At 68.0% G+C, this 16,574-nt stretch carries 16 protein-coding genes; 7 read left to right on the top strand and 9 right to left on the bottom strand.

Features of this window, described 5'->3' with window-relative positions:
- Positions 1-22 precede the first annotated feature (22 nt).
- Positions 23-1,243, top strand: a complete 1,221-nt coding sequence (locus tag HEP75_RS01615; RefSeq protein ID WP_185825202.1) for an RtcB family protein — start codon at positions 23-25, stop codon at positions 1,241-1,243.
- Between the two features lie 69 nt (positions 1,244-1,312).
- Here the strand turns inward: HEP75_RS01615 and HEP75_RS01610 are convergent, their stop codons facing one another.
- The 3 genes from HEP75_RS01610 to HEP75_RS01600 form a co-directional block, all read right to left on the bottom strand.
- Positions 1,313-2,245 (bottom strand): NAD(P)/FAD-dependent oxidoreductase, encoded by a 933-nt coding sequence (locus HEP75_RS01610; protein ID WP_185825201.1) that lies wholly within the window; start codon positions 2,243-2,245, stop codon positions 1,313-1,315.
- Positions 2,235-2,681 carry an Rrf2 family transcriptional regulator gene (locus HEP75_RS01605; protein ID WP_185825200.1) on the bottom strand — a complete coding sequence of 149 codons (447 nt, stop codon included), beginning with the start codon at positions 2,679-2,681 and terminating at the stop codon, positions 2,235-2,237. Before HEP75_RS01605 ends, HEP75_RS01610 begins: the two co-directional genes overlap by 11 nt.
- Positions 2,682-2,945: 264 nt before the next feature.
- Complete coding sequence (locus tag HEP75_RS01600) at positions 2,946-3,848, bottom strand: LysR family transcriptional regulator (RefSeq protein ID WP_185825199.1); 903 nt, start codon at positions 3,846-3,848, stop codon at positions 2,946-2,948.
- A 297-nt stretch (positions 3,849-4,145) separates the two neighbouring features.
- Between HEP75_RS01600 and dkgB the strand changes: the two genes are divergently transcribed.
- Entirely contained in the window at positions 4,146-4,949 is an 804-nt protein-coding gene (dkgB, locus tag HEP75_RS01595) for a 2,5-didehydrogluconate reductase DkgB (protein WP_185825198.1), read from the top strand.
- A 324-nt stretch (positions 4,950-5,273) separates the two neighbouring features.
- Complete coding sequence (locus HEP75_RS01590; RefSeq protein WP_185825197.1) at positions 5,274-5,591, top strand: hypothetical protein; 318 nt, start codon at positions 5,274-5,276, stop codon at positions 5,589-5,591.
- A 77-nt stretch (positions 5,592-5,668) separates the two neighbouring features.
- On the opposite strand, the gene HEP75_RS01585 is transcribed toward HEP75_RS01590, so the two are convergent.
- From HEP75_RS01585 to HEP75_RS01570, 4 genes are all read right to left on the bottom strand, one after another.
- The gene (locus tag HEP75_RS01585) at positions 5,669-6,556 is read right to left on the bottom strand and encodes an alpha/beta fold hydrolase (protein WP_185825196.1); all 888 of its coding nucleotides are present in this window, start codon (positions 6,554-6,556) and stop codon (positions 5,669-5,671) included.
- 2 nt (positions 6,557-6,558) lie between these two features.
- On the bottom strand, positions 6,559-7,602 hold the full coding sequence (locus HEP75_RS01580; protein WP_255423960.1) for a DUF3182 family protein: 1,044 nt from the start codon (positions 7,600-7,602) through the stop codon (positions 6,559-6,561).
- 79 nt (positions 7,603-7,681) lie between these two features.
- Positions 7,682-7,888, bottom strand: a complete 207-nt coding sequence (locus HEP75_RS01575; protein ID WP_185825194.1) for a hypothetical protein — start codon at positions 7,886-7,888, stop codon at positions 7,682-7,684.
- 189 nt (positions 7,889-8,077) lie between these two features.
- Positions 8,078-8,497 carry a hypothetical protein gene (locus HEP75_RS01570; RefSeq protein ID WP_185825193.1) on the bottom strand — a complete coding sequence of 140 codons (420 nt, stop codon included), beginning with the start codon at positions 8,495-8,497 and terminating at the stop codon, positions 8,078-8,080.
- Between the two features lie 450 nt (positions 8,498-8,947).
- On the opposite strand from HEP75_RS01570, the gene HEP75_RS01565 reads away from it, so the two are divergent.
- The 3 genes from HEP75_RS01565 to HEP75_RS01555 all read left to right on the top strand — a co-directional run bounded on the left by HEP75_RS01565 (position 8,948) and on the right by HEP75_RS01555 (position 12,229).
- Entirely contained in the window at positions 8,948-10,570 is a 1,623-nt protein-coding gene (locus tag HEP75_RS01565) for a SulP family inorganic anion transporter (RefSeq protein WP_185825192.1), read from the top strand.
- A gap of 216 nt (positions 10,571-10,786) precedes the next feature.
- Complete coding sequence (locus HEP75_RS01560; protein ID WP_185825191.1) at positions 10,787-11,293, top strand: cupin domain-containing protein; 507 nt, start codon at positions 10,787-10,789, stop codon at positions 11,291-11,293.
- Between the two features lie 120 nt (positions 11,294-11,413).
- Positions 11,414-12,229 carry a DUF2884 family protein gene (locus tag HEP75_RS01555; protein WP_185825190.1) on the top strand — a complete coding sequence of 272 codons (816 nt, stop codon included), beginning with the start codon at positions 11,414-11,416 and terminating at the stop codon, positions 12,227-12,229.
- Positions 12,230-12,341: 112 nt separating this feature from the next.
- On the opposite strand, the gene HEP75_RS01550 is transcribed toward HEP75_RS01555, so the two are convergent.
- Positions 12,342-13,529: a putative peptide maturation dehydrogenase gene (locus tag HEP75_RS01550; protein WP_185825189.1), complete on the bottom strand. Its 1,188-nt coding sequence runs from the start codon at positions 13,527-13,529 to the stop codon at positions 12,342-12,344.
- Between the two features lie 104 nt (positions 13,530-13,633).
- Between HEP75_RS01550 and HEP75_RS01545 the strand changes: the two genes are divergently transcribed.
- Complete coding sequence (locus HEP75_RS01545) at positions 13,634-13,975, top strand: NHLP-related RiPP peptide (RefSeq protein WP_185825188.1); 342 nt, start codon at positions 13,634-13,636, stop codon at positions 13,973-13,975.
- Here the strand turns inward: HEP75_RS01545 and HEP75_RS01540 are convergent.
- Complete coding sequence (locus HEP75_RS01540; RefSeq protein WP_185825187.1) at positions 13,918-16,554, bottom strand: putative peptide modification system cyclase; 2,637 nt, start codon at positions 16,552-16,554, stop codon at positions 13,918-13,920. The two genes, HEP75_RS01545 and HEP75_RS01540, sit on opposite strands and share 58 nt — an antisense overlap.
- Between the last annotated feature and the right edge of the window lie 20 nt (positions 16,555-16,574).

Below are 16,574 nucleotides of genomic sequence, written 5' to 3'. Positions count from 1 at the left end.
AGGGCCTCGAAGGAATGAAGACATGAACATGCAGAACTACGAATTGCTGCACGCCGAGGGCAGTGCCACGCCGATCAAGGGCTGGGTGCGCGGCGTGCCGCTGGAAGCGCAGGCCCACGAGCAGCTGCGCAACATCGCCGCGATCCCGTTCGTGGGACCGTGGGTAGCGGTGATGCCGGACGTGCACCTGGGCAAGGGCGCGACCGTGGGCTCGGTGATCCCGACCCGCGGCGCGATCATCCCGGCGGCGGTCGGCGTGGACATCGGTTGCGGCATGGCCGCGGTGCGGACCACGCTGCGCGCGGCCGATCTGCCCGACAGCCTGGCGCAACTGCGCTCCAGCATCGAGCGCAGCGTGCCGGTCGGCAATGGCCGCGGCGGCGAGCACCGCAAGCTGCCCGACAGCATCGCCACGCGCATCGTGCAGTCGGGGCTGGTCGAGCGCCTGGACACGATCAAGGCCAGGCACCGCCGGATCCGCACCGACAAGCTGGACTGCCAGATCGGCACGCTCGGCGGCGGCAACCACTTCATCGAAGTGTGCCTGGACGAGAGCGACGCGGTGTGGGTGATGCTGCATAGCGGCTCGCGCGGCACCGGCAACCTGATCGGCAGCTACTTCATCGAGCAGGCGCGCGAGCAGTTGGCGCACCGCGTGCTCGGCTTCCACCTGCCGGACAAGGACCTGGCGTTCTTCATGGAAGGCGAGCCGTTGTTCGACGACTACGTGGAAGCGGTGTCCTGGGCGCAGGACTACGCCCGCGAGAACCGCGAGGCGATGATGGCGCGGGTGCTGGCGGAGATGCGCCACCGCTTGCCGAAGTTCCAGTTGGAGAAGCTGGCGGTGAACTGCCATCACAACTACGTGCAGAAGGAAACGCACGCCGGCGAGGAACTGCTGGTGACGCGCAAGGGCGCGGTCAGCGCGCGTGCCGGCGAGCTGGGCATCATCCCCGGCAGCATGGGCGCGAAGAGCTTCATCGTGCGCGGCCTGGGCAATGGCGACAGCTTCCACAGCTGCAGCCATGGCGCCGGGCGGGTGTTGAGCCGGACCGCCGCGCGCCAGCAGATCACCCTGGCCCAGCACCGCGAGGCCACCGCGCACGTGGAGTGCCGCAAGGATGCGGCGGTGATCGACGAATCGCCGGCGGCGTACAAGTCGATCGACGCGGTGATGGCCGCGCAAAGCGACCTGGTGGAAGTGGTGCACACGCTGCGTCAGGTGCTGTGCGTGAAGGGCTGAGGCGGTGTGGCCTTGGCAGCTGCCGGCCTCGTGCCGGTGCGAGGCCGTCCGTCCGCGGATGGCCTTTTTTTATGCCGCAGCCGCAGCATCCTGCTCGCTGTCTTCGGCGATCAACGCGTGGTGCAGCCCGATGCCGGCGATCACGCCATCGGCCGAGGCCAGCGTGGCGTTACCGAACATGCGCGCCGCGTCGCCGGCCGCATAGACCCGCGGCACGCTGGTCAGCTTCTTTTCGTCCACGCTCAGATACGGGCTCAACGGGCCTTGCTCCAAGCGGCAACCCAGGCGCTCGGCCAGCGGGCTGGCCATGCGCGTCGGCGCGCCCAGGAACAGCGCCTGGATCTGTACCAGCGCGCCATCGTCCACGCGCATGCCGTCGATCGCCGTGCCCTCGCCTTCCAAGGCGATTGCCCGCCGCGTTTCCAGCTGCACGCCACGCCTGGCCAACTTGGCCATCAGCTCGGCGTCGTCCAGCGGCATGCCCTGCGCGAACAACGTCACCCGGCCCCAGTCGGCCAGCATCAGCGCCTGTTCCGCCGACATGGCGGTGCCGTTGCCGAGCACGCCGATGCGCGCCTGCCGGCCCAGCTCGTAGCCGTGGCAGTACGGGCAGTGCATGACCGTGTGTCCCCAGCGCTCGGCCACGCCCGGCAGGTCCGGCAACTGGTCGACGACGCCGGTCGCCAGCACCATGCCGCGCGTGCGTATCCGCCTGCCGTCGGCCAGCGCCACGTACCAGCCGCCGGGCAATGCAGTCGCCTCTTCGACCTGCCCGTCCCACCATTCGACGCTCGGATAGGCCAGCAGCTGCGCCTTGGCCTGCGCCAGCACCGCGCTGCCCGGCATGCCGTCCAGCGCCAGCAGGCCATGCGAGTGCGCGGCATGCCGGTTGCGCGGCAGGCCGGCATCGACCACCAGGACCTTGCGATGCCCGCGCGCCAGCATCAGCGCGGCGGACAGGCCGGAGAAACTGCCACCGACGATCACGGCATCATGTTGCATGGGTCTTCTGCTCCTGTTTGAGTTTGCGTTGTACGCGCTGGCCCAGCTTGCGCAGCGTCAACGCCTGCAGCTGTGCGGCCAACGCGGCCTGTGCCTGCCGATAGCCGTCGTCGAGCGCATCGTTGACCGCACGCTCGATCGCGCAATCCGGATGCGGACCGCGCACGCCGTGGCCAAGCACTAGCGTCTCGCCCAAGGCGACATAGACGTCGTACAGGCTGATCGCCTCCGGCGCGCGCGCCAACTGCCAGCCGCCGCCGTGGCCGCGGGTGGATTCGACCAGTTGCGCGTCGCGCAGCCGCGCCAGCAGGCGCCGCACCACCACCGCATGGCTCTGCAGGCAGGCCGCCATCTGCTCGGAGGTCATCGGCTCGCCATGCTGGGCCATGTGCACCAGCAAGTGCAGCACATCGGAAAGTTGTGTGTTTCGCTTCATGTAACCATATTAGTTACATTTACAAATGCGTGTCCAGTCCCGGGGGCCGGAACGACGGCGCAACCGCCGCCGCGGTCTCGCACATGGACGCGGCACACGCGTCATTAGTACGCAGGCAGGCTATTGGAGGCATCGTCTGCACGACGTGCATGTGCGGCCCGTTTCGGCTGCGCATCTTCACGGCGTCATGGCGTGCGCTGCCAGCGTGCCCCGCTCGGCGACGCCCCGCCCCGCTCGCCAATGCGCGCTTGGCGCACACATGCCTCACCCAGCGAACGGCGCCGGCCCCAGCGCGTCGGCCAGATGGTCCAGGAACGAGGCGATACGCGCCGAGACCGCCGTGTTGCGGTAGTACACGCCGTGGATCGGTTGGCGCACGTCCAGCGTGAGCTTGGGCAATAGCTGCACCAGGCGGCCATCGCGGCGATCGGCCGCGGTCATGAAGTCGGACAGGCAGGCGATGCCGTCGCCGGCCAGCGCCAGCTGGCGCAGGGTCTCGCCGCTGGAGCAGGCGAGCGTCGGGCGGATGTGCAACGCAGCGCCATCGTTGCCACGCAGCGGCCATTCGTTAAGCGACTCGGGCTGGGTGAAGCCGAGCAGGTCGTGCCGGGCCAGCGCGTCCACGCGGCGCGGCATGCCGCGCCGGGCCAGATAGTCGGGACTGGCCAGCACCCGCAGCCGGCTGCTGCCCAGCGCGCGCGCATGCAGGCTGGAATCGCGCAGCGCGCCGATGCGGATCGCCAGGTCCGTGCGGCGTTCGAGCAGGTCGATGATGCCGTCGTTGCTGGTCAGCTCCAGCTCCACATCCGGATAGCGTGCGCGGTAACCGGCCACGTGCGGCACGATCGCATGCAGCATGAACGGCGTGGCCGCATCCACGCGCAGGCGCCCGGCCGGGCGCTGGCGGCGCGCGACCATCTGCTCTTCGGCCTGCTCGACCGCAGCCACGATCTCGCGGGCGCGCTGCAGGAAGGCCTGGCCTTCCTCGGTCAGCGCCAGGCGCCGGGTGGTCCGCCGCAGCAGCGTGGTCTGCAGCTTTTCCTCCAGCCGCGCCAGCGCGCGGCTGACCCCGGAGGCGGTCTGCCCCAATGCGTGGGCGGCCGCGGTGATGGAGTGCGTATCGACCACGGCGATGAAGGCCTGCAGTTCGTCCAGCGTCGTCTTCATGGCAGAGCGGATGGTGGAATCGGGAATCGATTATTGATCAGAACGCAAAAGTGATTGGTCTGGCGATGGGTTTTTCCTGGCCAGGGATGGGGCCACACTGCGTCTGTGCTTATTTCTCCCGGATGCCGTCATGGTCCCGCTTCCATCCCTGCTCTGCCCTGTGAACGCCGCCCTAGGCGCCATCGCACCGATCGGCCAGCCCGATGCGATGGGCGCCGCAGCGACGCCGACATGACCGCGCCGCTCGCATACTGAAATCCAATCTTCTTCCCTATCTTCCTCGCAAGGAGTCACCGCATGCGCATTCCCGCTTTCGGCCTGGGTACGTTCCGGCTCAAGGATCAGGTGGTCGTCGACTCGGTTCGCAACGCGCTCGAACTCGGCTACCGCGCCGTCGACACCGCGCAGATCTATGGCAACGAAGCCGAGGTCGGCCAGGCCATCGCCGCTTCCGGCGTGCCGCGCGCGGACCTGTTCGTCACCACCAAGGTGTGGACCGACAACCTGTCCACCGACAAGCTGCTGCCGAGCCTGCGGCAGAGCCTGGACAAGCTGCGCAGCGACTACGTGGACCTGACCCTGGTGCATTGGCCCTCGCCGCGCGATGCGGTGCCGATGGCCGAATATCTGCACGCCCTGACCGACGCCAAGCGGCAAGGCCTGACCCGGCAGATCGGCCTGTCCAACTTCACCATCGCGTTGACCGAGCAGGCGATCGCGATCCTCGGTGCCGACGCGATCGCCACGCAACAGATCGAAGTGCATCCCTATCTGCAGAATCGCAAGCTGATCGGCTACCTGCAGCAACAGGGCATCCACGTCACCTCGTACATGACCCTGGCCTACGGCAAGGTGCTGCAGGATCCGGCGATCGCCGCGATCGCCGCGCGCCATGCCGCCACGCCGGCGCAGGTGGCGTTGGCCTGGGCGCTGCAGCAGGGCTATGCGGTGATCCCGTCCTCGACCAAGCGCGAGAACCTGGCCAGCAATCTGCTCGCGCAGTCGCTGCGCCTGGAGAAGGAGGACATGGCGCAGATCGCCACACTGGACCGCGGCGAACGGCTGGCGAACCCGGCCGGTATCGCGCCGGACTGGGACTGAAGCCGCGGCGCCGCATGCCTTGGATCGGTGAGCGTGCCGTCGCCTCCATGGCGATCGGCATGTGCCGCATGAGGAGGCATATGCCGCGTGCATGGCATCCTGTCGCATAACGCATCGTCGCCGGCACGACGACAACGCGTCATGCGACCTCGCAACCGGCGCGCTATCCAGCACGGCGTTGCAAGCGCTTCCAGAGCGTCTGCCCGCTCATCTCGCTTATCGGTTCAGCGATTCGCGCGCGATATCGCGCTGCAGGCGCAAATCGCGGCAACTATCCGTTAGGATCGGAGCGACAGGGGGGTAGCTTCGAGAGGAGTCCTACCCATGCAGACCGCTTCCGCTCTCGCTCGTCCTGCCCACGCTCGTCGCGCCGTCGATCTGGATGCCGAAATGGCCTACTGGCGGCATGCGCATGCCGATGGCCGCCTCGGTCACCACGGTTTCTCCGACTATGCCTCGCTGCTGAAGATGGGCTACGACGTCTACCTGGCCTATCCGCGCGCCACCGAAGCGCAGCTGTACCGCGTGCTGCAGGAGTCCTATCACCACCTGGCGCCGTCGCTGTCGGTGCCGTGGGACGAGGCGCGCTGGCTGGTCCGCCATGCCTGGCACCATTTGGAGCAATCCGGGCGCAGCCACTGACGGCAGCGGCGAGCGCGCCGGAGATGGTTATCGCGTTGCAGACTGCAGCGCGACAGCTTTTTCGTCGCGCCAGCGCTTCACCGCGACGGCGGCGCGTCGGAGGTGCGTTCCTTGGCCTCGATGCGGCCGTGAAATTCTTTCGAGCCCTGCCCGGGCGACGTTGCCGCATCGCCCTGGGTACTCTTGAGTTGCTGCTTGCGCCGTTCGACCACGTTCTTGGCCAGCGCCACGCGGCGCCCGACCACCATCTCGGTGAGCCAATCGACCAGGTAGCGGGTGTATTCGAGCTGATGTTCCTTGCGGGTCAGCGCGTGGTCGGCGCCCTTGATCACCCGCGAGGTCAGCGAACGCGCATTCGAGAAGGCCGCGGCGTAGTTCTTGAGCACCTGGCCGGGCACGATCACGTCCTGCTCGGCCTCGACCAGCAACACGTCGCCGCGAAAGCGCTGGCACGCGGCCAGCGCGATATTGTCGTCCGGCACGACGGCGCGATGCCGATACGGCATCAAGTCCGGATCGCGGTTCAATGCCACCTTCGGCCCGTCCCAATGCGCATCCTTGTACAGCGCTGGCGAACGCAGCGCCAGCCATTCCACCGGCCGCTCCAGGGTCAGCAGCGAGGCCAGGTAGCCGCCGTAGCTCAGGCCCACCACCGCGATCGACTCCGGATCCACCTGCGGCGAATCCACCAGCCGGTCGTAGGCCGCCTTGATGTCGTCCAGATTCTGCGCGCGCGTCACCGTCTCGCGCATCGACGCCATGCCTTCGTGGCCGCGCAGGTCGAAGGTCAGGCACACGCAGCCCAGGCCGACCGCTTCGCGCGCACGCACCAGGTTGTGATGCTGGTTGCCGCCCCAGCCATGCACGAACAGCACGCCGGGCATGCCATTGGTCGGCGTCAGCAAGGTACCGCTCAAGGCGTCGCCGTCCACCGCGATATCGATGCTGGAGAGCTTGGTTTCCATCGTCAGTCCGCAGCGCTCACATAACGGTATTTGGTCAGGCGGCCCACGCGCGGATCCTCGCCCATGTAGTAGACCTCGGCGTCCGCGGGCAGCGCCGGCGCGCCATAGCGTTCGACCGTGGCCGCGATTACCGCGTGCAACGCCGGGTCGCGCTGGAAGGCATCGACCGCGGCCAGTTCCGCCGGCGTGGCGCCGCCGATGCGCCAGGATTGCTCGAGCACGCCGCACAGGCGCGTGCCGTCCTGGGCGATGCCCTCGATCACGTCGTAGTTGCGGCGCGATGCGTAGAAATCGGGATAGGCCTGGGCGATGCAACGATCGTAATGGCGCGCCTTCAACACCGCCTCACGCTGCTGCGGCGGCAACGTGCGTTCGAGCAGCGCGTCCAGGGTGCCGCGGATCACGAACAGCTGCGAGCCGCCGTAGGTCTCGCGGCCGGCAGCGTCGTCGGTGGCTGATTGCGTGCCGTAGTAGGCGATGGTCATGCCGGCGCAGTCCACTTCGCCGACGCTGAAGGTCGTCGAGCGATCCAGTTGCCGCTCCAGCACAACGCCCTGCTGCGCCAGATCCGCGGCTGCCAACGCGTCCAGCGCGGTCTCCAACGCCTGCGCATCGTGCAGCAACAGCTGGCCCTGCCCGGCGATGCCGTGCGGCAACTTCAAGCGCACCTGGCCGCCGCCACACAGGCGCGCATACGCTACGCGCGCATCGTCCGCCGCGAACGCGGTGTAGCCGGGCACCGTCGCCTCGGCCAATGCGCCGCCGAGCGCATGGTTCCAGCCCTGTGGCGCGGCCGCGCCGGGATCGACCAGCGGATGGCTGATCGCCTTGGTGGCGACGAACGCATGCGGCACCACGCCACCGAGCAGATCGGCCGCCGCGCGCACGCCCAGCTGTTGCGCCTGCGCGGCGGTCAGGGTGTCGTCCGGTACGTGGAAACCGCTCTGTGTCGCGCCGGCATCCTGCAACGGCAGGCGCATCAGCCGCGCCACTTCGGCGGCGATCCAGGCGTGCGTGGCGACCTCGTGTCCGCCGGGCGGATGCATGCGGACGCTGCAGCGACGGACATGGTCGTGTGCGGCAGATGGCGCCATGCGCGGCTCTCCAGGCGAACAGGACAGGAGGTCAAGCACGGGCATACCAGAACAGCAGCAGGCCCAACGCGAGCAGCGCGACCGCGGCGAGCAGCCAGCGCGGCACGGCGGCGCGCAATTGCCGCCACCAGGCGCCGGCTTCCGAGATGCCCGGCGCATCGGCGGGAACGTCGTTCGTAGGCGGAACCTGATGCCTGGCCGTCGCCTGCGATGAGGAATGGCGGTGGGGATTGACCATGGTTCCAAGGCTGTCGGCAACGGCGTTGCGCCATGGTGAACGCTGCGTGCCGAGCGCGTTAGCGGAATATCCGGATGTCGAATCTCGATGTCGAAGATGCAACCGACGACGTTGCCTGTTGCAAGCGCACACCACCGGCGCGTCACGAACGACGCTATCCACACCGCACGAATGCGTCGGAGGCGGCGCTCAGGCGAACGACAATGGCGCAGCGACCTGCGTATCGATCCGGTGCTTGCCGGCCAGCGCCTGCATGCCCTGCAGCGTGGCCTGCACCGCGCTGGCGTAGCCGCTGCGCCACAGCTCGGCGCGCGACTGGCGCGAGGATGCTTCGGCCAGCGCCAGCGCGAAGGCCTGCACGCGCGGGTCGGCCAGCGTGGCACGGTCGAGAAACGAGTGTTCCAGTGCGATCACGTCCACCGGCGCCAGCCAGGCATCGGCGACCAGCTCGGCCACGCCGATCCGGTGCGACAGCTGATGCATCGCGCTCAGGGTTTCGTGCAGCATCTCCAGATATGCCCACTGCCACAGCGCCGCCTTGCGTTGCGGATCGGCCTGGTCCAGGGCGGACAAGGCAGCGTCGATCTGGTCGATGCGTAAATCGTTCATTCGCTGGCGCTCCACGTCGCGCAATCCGATCGACGCATTTTGCGCGCAAATAGTGAGGAGATTGTGAGCCGCAGCCTTTGCGGCAATGGGACGGCGCGTTCCGCGGGCTCGACCTGAGCGAGTAGGCCACCGGCTGCGAACGGCCGTATCGGACAGCAGCGCGTTCCTCGCCGCGTGGCCACATGCCGACAGATGCAGCGCTGCATCCACTGCAGCACGCGCAACTGGGAAGCAGCGCAAGACCGGCATCGGCGCGACTGTTCTATACTGGCGCGGCACGCAGCGCATCGCCGCGCGCGCGCTTCCGCTCCCCACGCCACGACATGACGCCACCCTGACACCCGCGCTGCGCTTTCCACGTTGTCCCCCTGCGGGACGCCCGGTGTGTTCTGGCTTTCCATTTCGTGTAGCGCCGCCCTGCGACGGGCGCGGCGCCAGGAGCGTTTTCTCGTGAATCTTTATCCCCCGCTGCGCCAGCAATGGTTCGGCAACCTCCGTGGCGACGTGCTCGCCGGCCTGGTCGTGGCGCTGGCATTGATCCCCGAAGCCATCGCCTTCTCCATCATCGCCGGGGTCGATCCCAAGGTCGGGCTGTACGCCTCGTTTTGCATCTGCGTGGTGATCGCCTTCGTCGGCGGCCGGCCGGGCATGATCTCCGCAGCCACCGGCGCGATGGCGTTGCTGATGGTCGGCCTGGTCAAGGACCACGGCCTGCAATACCTGCTGGCGGCGACGCTGTTGACCGGCGTGCTGCAGATCGGCGCCGGCCTGCTCAAGCTCGGCGCGCTGATGCGCTTCGTGTCGCGCTCGGTGATCACCGGTTTCGTCAACGCCTTGGCGATCCTGATCTTCATGGCGCAACTGCCGGAACTGATCGGCGTGCCGGCGCTGGTGTATCCACTGGTGGCGCTGGGCCTGCTGGTGATCTACGGCCTGCCGTGGCTGTCGCAGCGCACCTTTGTCGGGCTCGGCCTGTGGCTGCTGTTGCTCGGCGCCGCGCTGACCGCGGGCAGCCTCGATGCGCGTGCGCTGTATGCGGTGGCGGCGGCCGGTGCCGCGGCCCTGCTGCTCGGTCATCGCTGGACCCGCACGCTCGCGCTGCCGCCGCCGCTGGTGGCGATCGTGCTGCTGACCGGCATGGCGCTTTACTTCGGCATCGCCGTGCCCACCGTCGGCGACAAGGGCCAGTTGCCCGACAGCCTGCCGACGTTCCTGCTGCCGGACGTGCCGTGGACGTTGGAGACGCTGAAGATCGTGTTCCCGGTGTCGGCGACGATGGCGGTGGTCGGCCTGCTCGAATCGATGATGACCGCGCAGATCGTCGACGACATGACCGACACCCCCAGTGGCAAGAACCGCGAGTGCATCGGCCAGGGCACCGCCAACATCGCCAGCGGGCTGATCGGCGGCATGGCCGGCTGCGCGATGATCGGGCAGTCGGTGATCAACGTGAAATCCGGCGGCCGCGGCCGCCTGTCGGCGTTGGTTGCCGGCAGCGTGCTGCTGATGCTGGTGGTGTTCGCCGGCCCGTGGGTGCGGCAGATCCCGATGGCCGCGCTGGTGGCGGTGATGATCATGGTCTCGATCGGCACCTTCAGCTGGCGCTCGCTGGCGCAGCTGCGCACGCATCCGAAGAGCTCCAGCGTGGTGATGCTCGCCACTGTGGCGGTGACCGTGGCCACCCACGACCTGGCGCGCGGCGTGCTGACCGGCGTGCTGCTGTCGGCGCTGTTCTTCGCGCGCAAGGTCGGGCGCATGCTGGACATCGTCAAGACCGAGGACGCCGATGGCGGCCACACCTACCGCATCAGCGGCCAGCTGTTCTTCGCCTCGGCCGGCAGTTTCGCCGCCGCGTTCGACTATGCGCACGCGCCGGCGCGGGTCACCCTCGACCTGTCGCAGGCGCACCTGTGGGACATCAGCGCCATCGGCGCGCTGGACAAGGTGGTGCTGAAGTTCCGCCGCCATGGCGCGCAGGTGCAGGTGATCGGACTGAACGCCGCCAGCGCCGCCATGGTCGGGGATCTGGGCACGCACCATCGTGCCGAAGCGGACCCGGCACCGCTGCATTGAACGAATAGCGGCAGCGCAGGCGTACCGCCTGCGCTCGCTGCCATGTCGCAGATCGGCGGATGGCTTCGGCGCTCCCTTGTCGGCCGATGCACGCGCAAATGCACTGCGACGATGGCGCCACATCGCGCCATGACGCCACGACCACGCGGCCTGGCTAGCATGGTCTGCAACGGCGGCCCCCAGCTGCCCGCCGCACCATGCCGCGAGGATTCGCCGATGCATCTGGAACACTGGCTGCTGCCGCCGCACGACTGGGTCCCCAACCATCCGTTCCTGCCGGTCCTGCTGTACCGCCAAGCCGACCGCGATGGCGGTGCCGCCGGCTTCGAACGCCGCTTCGCCGCCCATGGCTGGCCGCCGCAATGGCGCGATGGCATCTACGATTACCACCACTACCATTCCACTGCACACGAGGTGCTTGGCGTGGCCAGCGGCAGCGCGCGGCTGGTCATCGGCGGCCCGGGCGGCCCCGAAACCGCGCTGGCGGCCGGCGACGCCTTGCTGCTGCCGGCCGGCACCGGCCATTGTTGCATCGATTCCAGCAGCGACTTCCTGGTGGTCGGCGCCTATCCCGCCGGGCAGGACTGGGACATCTGCCGGCAGGCGCCCAGCGCCGAAACGATCCAGCGCATCGCCCAGTTGCCGTTCCCGCCCAGCGATCCCGTCGCCGGTCCGCAAGGCCCCCTTCTCCAGCACTGGAAAATGCCTGAGGGCCGGGGCTAGACCCGCGCGGCCTGCCGGCGCACCGCGGTGCGGGCATGACTTCCCGCACCCTGACTTCCCGCAGACGACAGAGCACGGCCCAGCAGCGATGCTGCTGCCATCGTCAAAGGAACCGCCGCCATGCGCCTGCTGCTTTCCGTATGCACCCTCTCCCTGCTCGGTGCCGCCGCCAGTGCCAGCGCCGGCCCGCAGTTCTCCTCGCAGCAATGCGGCTTTTCCACGCCCTACGACGTCATTGTCGACCGCACCGGCGTCGCCCTGACGCGCAGCGCCGGCACGCCGAAGACCGTATTCCTGCATGACGGCCGCCTGCAGGTGGACGGGGTCGCGCAGCCGCTGAGCAGTGCCGACGCCCAGCGCTTGCGGCAGATGGAACAGGGCGCGCAGGCGCTGATGCCCGAAGTGGCCGGCATCGCCCGCGAAGTGGTCGGCATCACCTTCGACGCCTTCGGCGGCGTGGTCGAAGCGATCACCGGCAGCCGCAGCAAGGCGCGCAAGATCGAGCGCCACCGCGACGCCGCCCTCGCCCACCTCGAACGCACCCTCGGCAAAGGCCAATGGCAGAAGGAACCGTTCGACAAGGCGTTCGAAGCCGACGTCAGCGCCGCCGCCGAGGAAATGGCCGGCGCGCTGACCAGCGGGGTGATGTTCGCGGTGTTCACCGGCCGCGCCGACGACATCGAGAAACGCACCGACGCGATGGAGAAGGACATGGATCGGCGCATGGACGCGCGCGGCAAGGCGCTGGAAGCCAGGGCCAACGCGCTCTGCGTGCAGGTCGCCGCGCTCGATGCGCTGGAGCAGCAACTGGACTACCGGCTGCCTGGCGGCAAGCGTTTGGACCTGCTTGAACATAGCGACAAGCCAGCCAAACCGGCCGCACCCAACGAGGCGGCTATGGCCGCAACGGCAGCGGCGCACAGCCAGGCGCACTGAGCGCAGGCAGCGGTCAGCTGCGGGCGGCACCGCAGCTGCAGTGGCGCGGCACCAGTGCCGCGGCCATGCTCGCTGGCGCTGACGGGAAGCGCCTCACGCCATTACGCGCTCGTCAGGGCGATGGAGAGTCGCTGGCCTGCCATACCGCACCGGCCGGATCGAACTCCGCGGTGATCAACGCCGGCGCCCGCCAACCGAAGCCGCACACCACCAGCGGCCCTTCGCGCAACGGGTCCATGCCGAATGCCTGCTCGATGTCCACTTCGTTGATCGCCGAGGTCACGAACGCACCCCACTGCGCGTGCGTCGCGCAGAGGTAAAGCAGTTGCGATAGGTGTCCGATATCCAGCAGCAACGCCCTGTAGGCCTTGGGATGGTGGCGATACTTCCAGTAAATGCGCGCGTAACGCGGCGCCATCACCACCAGTACCGGCGCGTCGGCGAACCAATGCTGACCGGCGACGGCGGTACGTGCCAACACGTCCAGGGCGACATCCGCGGCAGGCAACGGCTCCAGAGCATGGTCGACCGGGTGGTAGTGGTACAGGCCCGGGGCCAGCCCCTCGACGCGCTGCACGATCAGATAGGCCTCGGTGGCATGCAAGCCGCCGGCGGAAGGCGCGTTCTTCTTCAGAAATGCAGCGACACCGTCGGCCTCGACCCTGGCGCGTGCTGCGAACACCCGCTGCATCAGCTGCGAGAACGCAGCCAGCGGCAAGGGCCGCGCGGTATCGAAATTGCGGCAGGTGGCGCGCCGCGCGAGCAGCGCATCGAAGTCATCCTCCTGCTGGCGCGGCAACGGCAGGCGCATGGCGGCCGCAACGCGCTCGCCCACTTCCGCAGGCGGCGGGCCGAGCTTCTCGCACAGACCGGCGGCCGTGGTCAGTCCATTGGCCTCCATCGCCACGACGCTGTCGCTGCCTTGCCAGCGCCCGAAGCGGTGCGCCAGTGCGGCCGGCCCCCACCAGTAGGTTTCGCGCATGGCCGCGTCGCGCTCGGCGAAGCCAGCGCGCGCCGTGTCGGCGTCGCTCAATAGCAGGCCGACCTCGAGCAGGCGCGTGCTGGCGGCGGCGCAATCCGGCGGCAATGCCTGCGCCTCGATCCAATCGCCCGCACTGAGCGTGCCCAGCAGTTCCCGCTCCAACGCATCGACCTCCACCTCATGGTCCAGATGCGGCGCCAGCGCGACCCATTGCCGTTCGCGCTTGAGGCCATTGCCTCCTGCCAACAGCGAGGCCATATCGAAGCGGCTGACCTCGCGCGGCTCGAGGAACAGATGAAAACAGCGGCGCACGCGCATGCGGAAAGACCTATTCAGTTGGTAGGCGATTATGCCGATAGATATAGTGGTTGCGCCTTACGCGTCGCGCCGAACATCACCCTTCCCTGCGAGATGACACTCCTATGAATACCGCTCCCCACGATCCGTTGCCTGCCGACATCGCCGACCGCCTGCTGGAGCTGCTCAGCACCGACGACGCTTTCCGCACCAGCTTCCAGGAAAATCCGGTCGCCGCTCTCGCCAGTCTCGGCTACAAGCCGGCCGACCACGCCCTGGCCGCTGACCCGACGCCGCCCACGCAGGGCGCGCCGTTCTTCTGCATGACCACGCAGGAACTGGCGTCAAAGGAAGAAATCGCCAAGGCGCGCAAGGAGCTGGTCAGCCACCTGACGGTGGACGGCAACCATCACGTCGTCTTTTGTTTCGAAGCCGGCAAGGTCGCCTCGACCGTTTCCCTCAAGTAAGCAGGCATCGCCGCGCTAGGCCAGACGGCGAACAGCGCGTCGATTCGCCGCCGCGCATCCGGGACCCTGTCCAGATCCGACAGGGCTTGCGCCGCCCAGCGACCGGCCATGCGCGTATCGGCGACATTCAAGGTCTGCAACGACTGCGATATCGAGGCCTCGCCATAGGCGAGGCCTCGGTGCGCGCCGATCCAGTCCGCCTGCTCCAACGCCTGGCGATGCTTCCCGGCGGCTTGCAAGGTGAGATACAGCGCCACCCGCGACTGCAGCAGATCGTCATCGCGCGGCGCCAGCAACGCGAGTGCTTGCGCGTACTCGCCGCGCAAGCGATGCTGACCCGCCTGCACGATACGCAGTAGCTTGCCCAGCGTCGGATCCGCCGACGTCTGCGCCCACGGACCGGCAACCTTCAGTGCCGGCGCCGACAACGCGTCATCGCCCAGTCGCTGCGCGAGATAGGCGGCGGCGAGAATGAGTGCAGCGCGATCATTCGCATATGGCTCGCCCGGAAGCGCCCGTTCCTGCCGCTGCAGCTGTCCGTTTTGCCATTGCCGCAGTCGCGGCAGCACCTTGCTGGACGGCAACGTCACGGCCTGGACCGATAACTGCAAGAAACCGAACTGGGCCTGGGTGAAGTCGTTGGTCGAGCGACCGGCCTTGATCGCGTCGCTCAGCTCGGTGGCCACTTCATCCCATTTGCCCTGATCCACCTTCAGCGCGATCAGGTCCAGGCGCGGCACCATGTCGTCGTTCGCATACTCGCTCTTGGGAATGGCGCGCAGCCGCGCTTCGGCCTCGGCATAGTTGCCTTGTAGCGCCAATACGTTAGCCAGACGCCGTCCGGGACCGCTCTTGTCCTGCAGCGAGACTTGAGTGAACTGGGCCTTGGCCTGTTCCAGTTTTCCCTGCACCAGATAGACGCGGCCTATATCGTCGGTGGCGATCGATCGATACGGATCCTGCGAAGTATCGGCGGCAACGGCATGCGGCAATGCCTCGGCGAACCGGTTGGCCTGGAACAAGTGCCAGAATACGTTGCCGTGTCCGGCGAAGCTGTCGGGATACATGCGCACCAACTGCTGCCACCCGCCCAGTGCCGCCGGGCTGTCGCCAAGTTCGGCCGAGTATGCGTCGAGATAGAGTTGGTCGCGCGCCGGCAGACGCGCTTTATAAGTCAGCGCCTTCTGAAGATACGGTACTGCTGCGCCACGGTCCGAGGTTGCCATGATGACCCGGGCAATACCGACATAGGCCAGCGCGAACTGCGGGTCGAGGTTGATCGCCACGCGGAAATTCTGTTCGGCCTGTTTCCAGTTGCCTTGGCCCGTGGCGTCAATCCCGAGCGCATACGCACGCAAAGCATCCAGATTTGACGTCGTCACCTGAGGCAACGGCTTGGATGCCTGCTCGACCGATTGGATGGCTTCGCCGAGCTGGTGCCGCAACTGGCCGCTGACCGTGTCCACCGACGCTAGAACCGACTCCAATCCACGCCCGGTCTGCGACTCGGTATGTACGGTCGCCTGCGTCGCCGGGTCGACCAATTCAACCGTGACGCGGATCCGTCCGCCTATTTCAGCAACGGTCGGCAGGATCACCGCGCGCGCGCCATCGCGCAGCGCGATCTCCGAGGCAACCGCGCGGTCGATCTTGCTGTCCGGGCTACGCTTCATCCGGCCCAGGGTGTCACGCACCTTGAGGTCGCTGAGCAGGTTGACGTAGCGCGATTGCTCCAGGCTGATCCGGAACGCCTGGTCGAGCGAAGCGTCGAGCGTCGCGTTGCCAGTGAGGTTGCGCAGGTCACCGACCACGATCCAGTCGCGCTCGGCGAATGCGATGGCCGGCTCCGGACGACCGAAGAACAGCAACGCGGCGACCGCCCCCAGGGTCAGCGTAGCCTCCGCTACCAGCGCCGCCGGCCGCCGCCACAGCGGGATGTCCCGCCACGCCTTCGGCGTCGGCTTCGGCGCGCGCAGCGGGGTGTTGCCGATCTCGCCGACTTCGTAGATCTCCTGCGCCGTCGGCACGCCCTTGAAGCGCCAGCGGCCGTGCGATTTCCACAGCAGGCGTTCGCCGCGCTCGCCCAGTTCGCGCGCGGCGCGGTGGGTCAGCGACTCGGCCACCGCCGACAGCAGGATCTGCCCGGGCCGGGCCAGGGTCATCAGCCGCGCCGCGGTCGGCTTGGCCAGGCCCTCCACTTCCAGCGGCTTGGCGCCGACCTGCACCGCGGCATCGCTGTTGCGCCAGGTCAGCACCTCGCCGACGTGCAGGCCGGCGCGCACTTTCAGTACCAGTTTGCGCTGCTTGCCCAGCTCGTGCAGGCCGCGGCTGTAGTCCAGGGCGAACCCGAGACCGTCGATCGGCCGCTCGAACAGCAGCAGCAGGCCGTCGGAACGGTCGATCAGGCGTCCGCGCCAGCGCTGCTGCAGTTCCAGCACCAGGTGATCGTGCAGCTTGAACAGTTCGGCGGCCTTGGCGTCGCCCAGCCGCTCCACCAGCGCCATCGAATCGCACAGGTCGGTCAGCAGCAGCGTTCGCAGTTGCGGGGCGTCGGGCTGCGGCTGGTGGGCGTCGTTCATGGGCAGCTCGAGGGTTGTTG

It is taken from the genome of Xanthomonas sp. SI (assembly GCF_014236855.1).
Lineage (GTDB): Bacteria > Pseudomonadota > Gammaproteobacteria > Xanthomonadales > Xanthomonadaceae > Xanthomonas_A.
This window is presented reverse-complemented; position numbering and strand designations above follow the sequence as displayed.

Excerpts from the sequence above, each read along its gene's own strand:
- HEP75_RS01615 (WP_185825202.1), top strand. The coding sequence starts at position 23 with ATGAACATGCAGAACTACGAATTGCTGCACGCCGAGGGCAGTGCCACG.
- HEP75_RS01610 (WP_185825201.1), bottom strand. The coding sequence starts at position 2,245 with ATGCAACATGATGCCGTGATCGTCGGTGGCAGTTTCTCCGGCCTGTCC.
- HEP75_RS01605 (WP_185825200.1), bottom strand. The coding sequence starts at position 2,681 with ATGAAGCGAAACACACAACTTTCCGATGTGCTGCACTTGCTGGTGCAC.
- HEP75_RS01600 (WP_185825199.1), bottom strand. The coding sequence starts at position 3,848 with ATGAAGACGACGCTGGACGAACTGCAGGCCTTCATCGCCGTGGTCGAT.
- dkgB (WP_185825198.1), top strand. The coding sequence starts at position 4,146 with ATGCGCATTCCCGCTTTCGGCCTGGGTACGTTCCGGCTCAAGGATCAG.
- HEP75_RS01590 (WP_185825197.1), top strand. The coding sequence starts at position 5,274 with ATGCAGACCGCTTCCGCTCTCGCTCGTCCTGCCCACGCTCGTCGCGCC.
- HEP75_RS01585 (WP_185825196.1), bottom strand. The coding sequence starts at position 6,556 with ATGGAAACCAAGCTCTCCAGCATCGATATCGCGGTGGACGGCGACGCC.
- HEP75_RS01580 (WP_255423960.1), bottom strand. The coding sequence starts at position 7,602 with ATGCATCCGCCCGGCGGACACGAGGTCGCCACGCACGCCTGGATCGCC.
- HEP75_RS01575 (WP_185825194.1), bottom strand. The coding sequence starts at position 7,888 with ATGGTCAATCCCCACCGCCATTCCTCATCGCAGGCGACGGCCAGGCAT.
- HEP75_RS01570 (WP_185825193.1), bottom strand. The coding sequence starts at position 8,497 with ATGAACGATTTACGCATCGACCAGATCGACGCTGCCTTGTCCGCCCTG.
- HEP75_RS01560 (WP_185825191.1), top strand. The coding sequence starts at position 10,787 with ATGCATCTGGAACACTGGCTGCTGCCGCCGCACGACTGGGTCCCCAAC.
- HEP75_RS01555 (WP_185825190.1), top strand. The coding sequence starts at position 11,414 with ATGCGCCTGCTGCTTTCCGTATGCACCCTCTCCCTGCTCGGTGCCGCC.
- HEP75_RS01550 (WP_185825189.1), bottom strand. The coding sequence starts at position 13,529 with ATGCGCGTGCGCCGCTGTTTTCATCTGTTCCTCGAGCCGCGCGAGGTC.
- HEP75_RS01545 (WP_185825188.1), top strand. The coding sequence starts at position 13,634 with ATGAATACCGCTCCCCACGATCCGTTGCCTGCCGACATCGCCGACCGC.
- HEP75_RS01540 (WP_185825187.1), bottom strand. The coding sequence starts at position 16,554 with ATGAACGACGCCCACCAGCCGCAGCCCGACGCCCCGCAACTGCGAACG.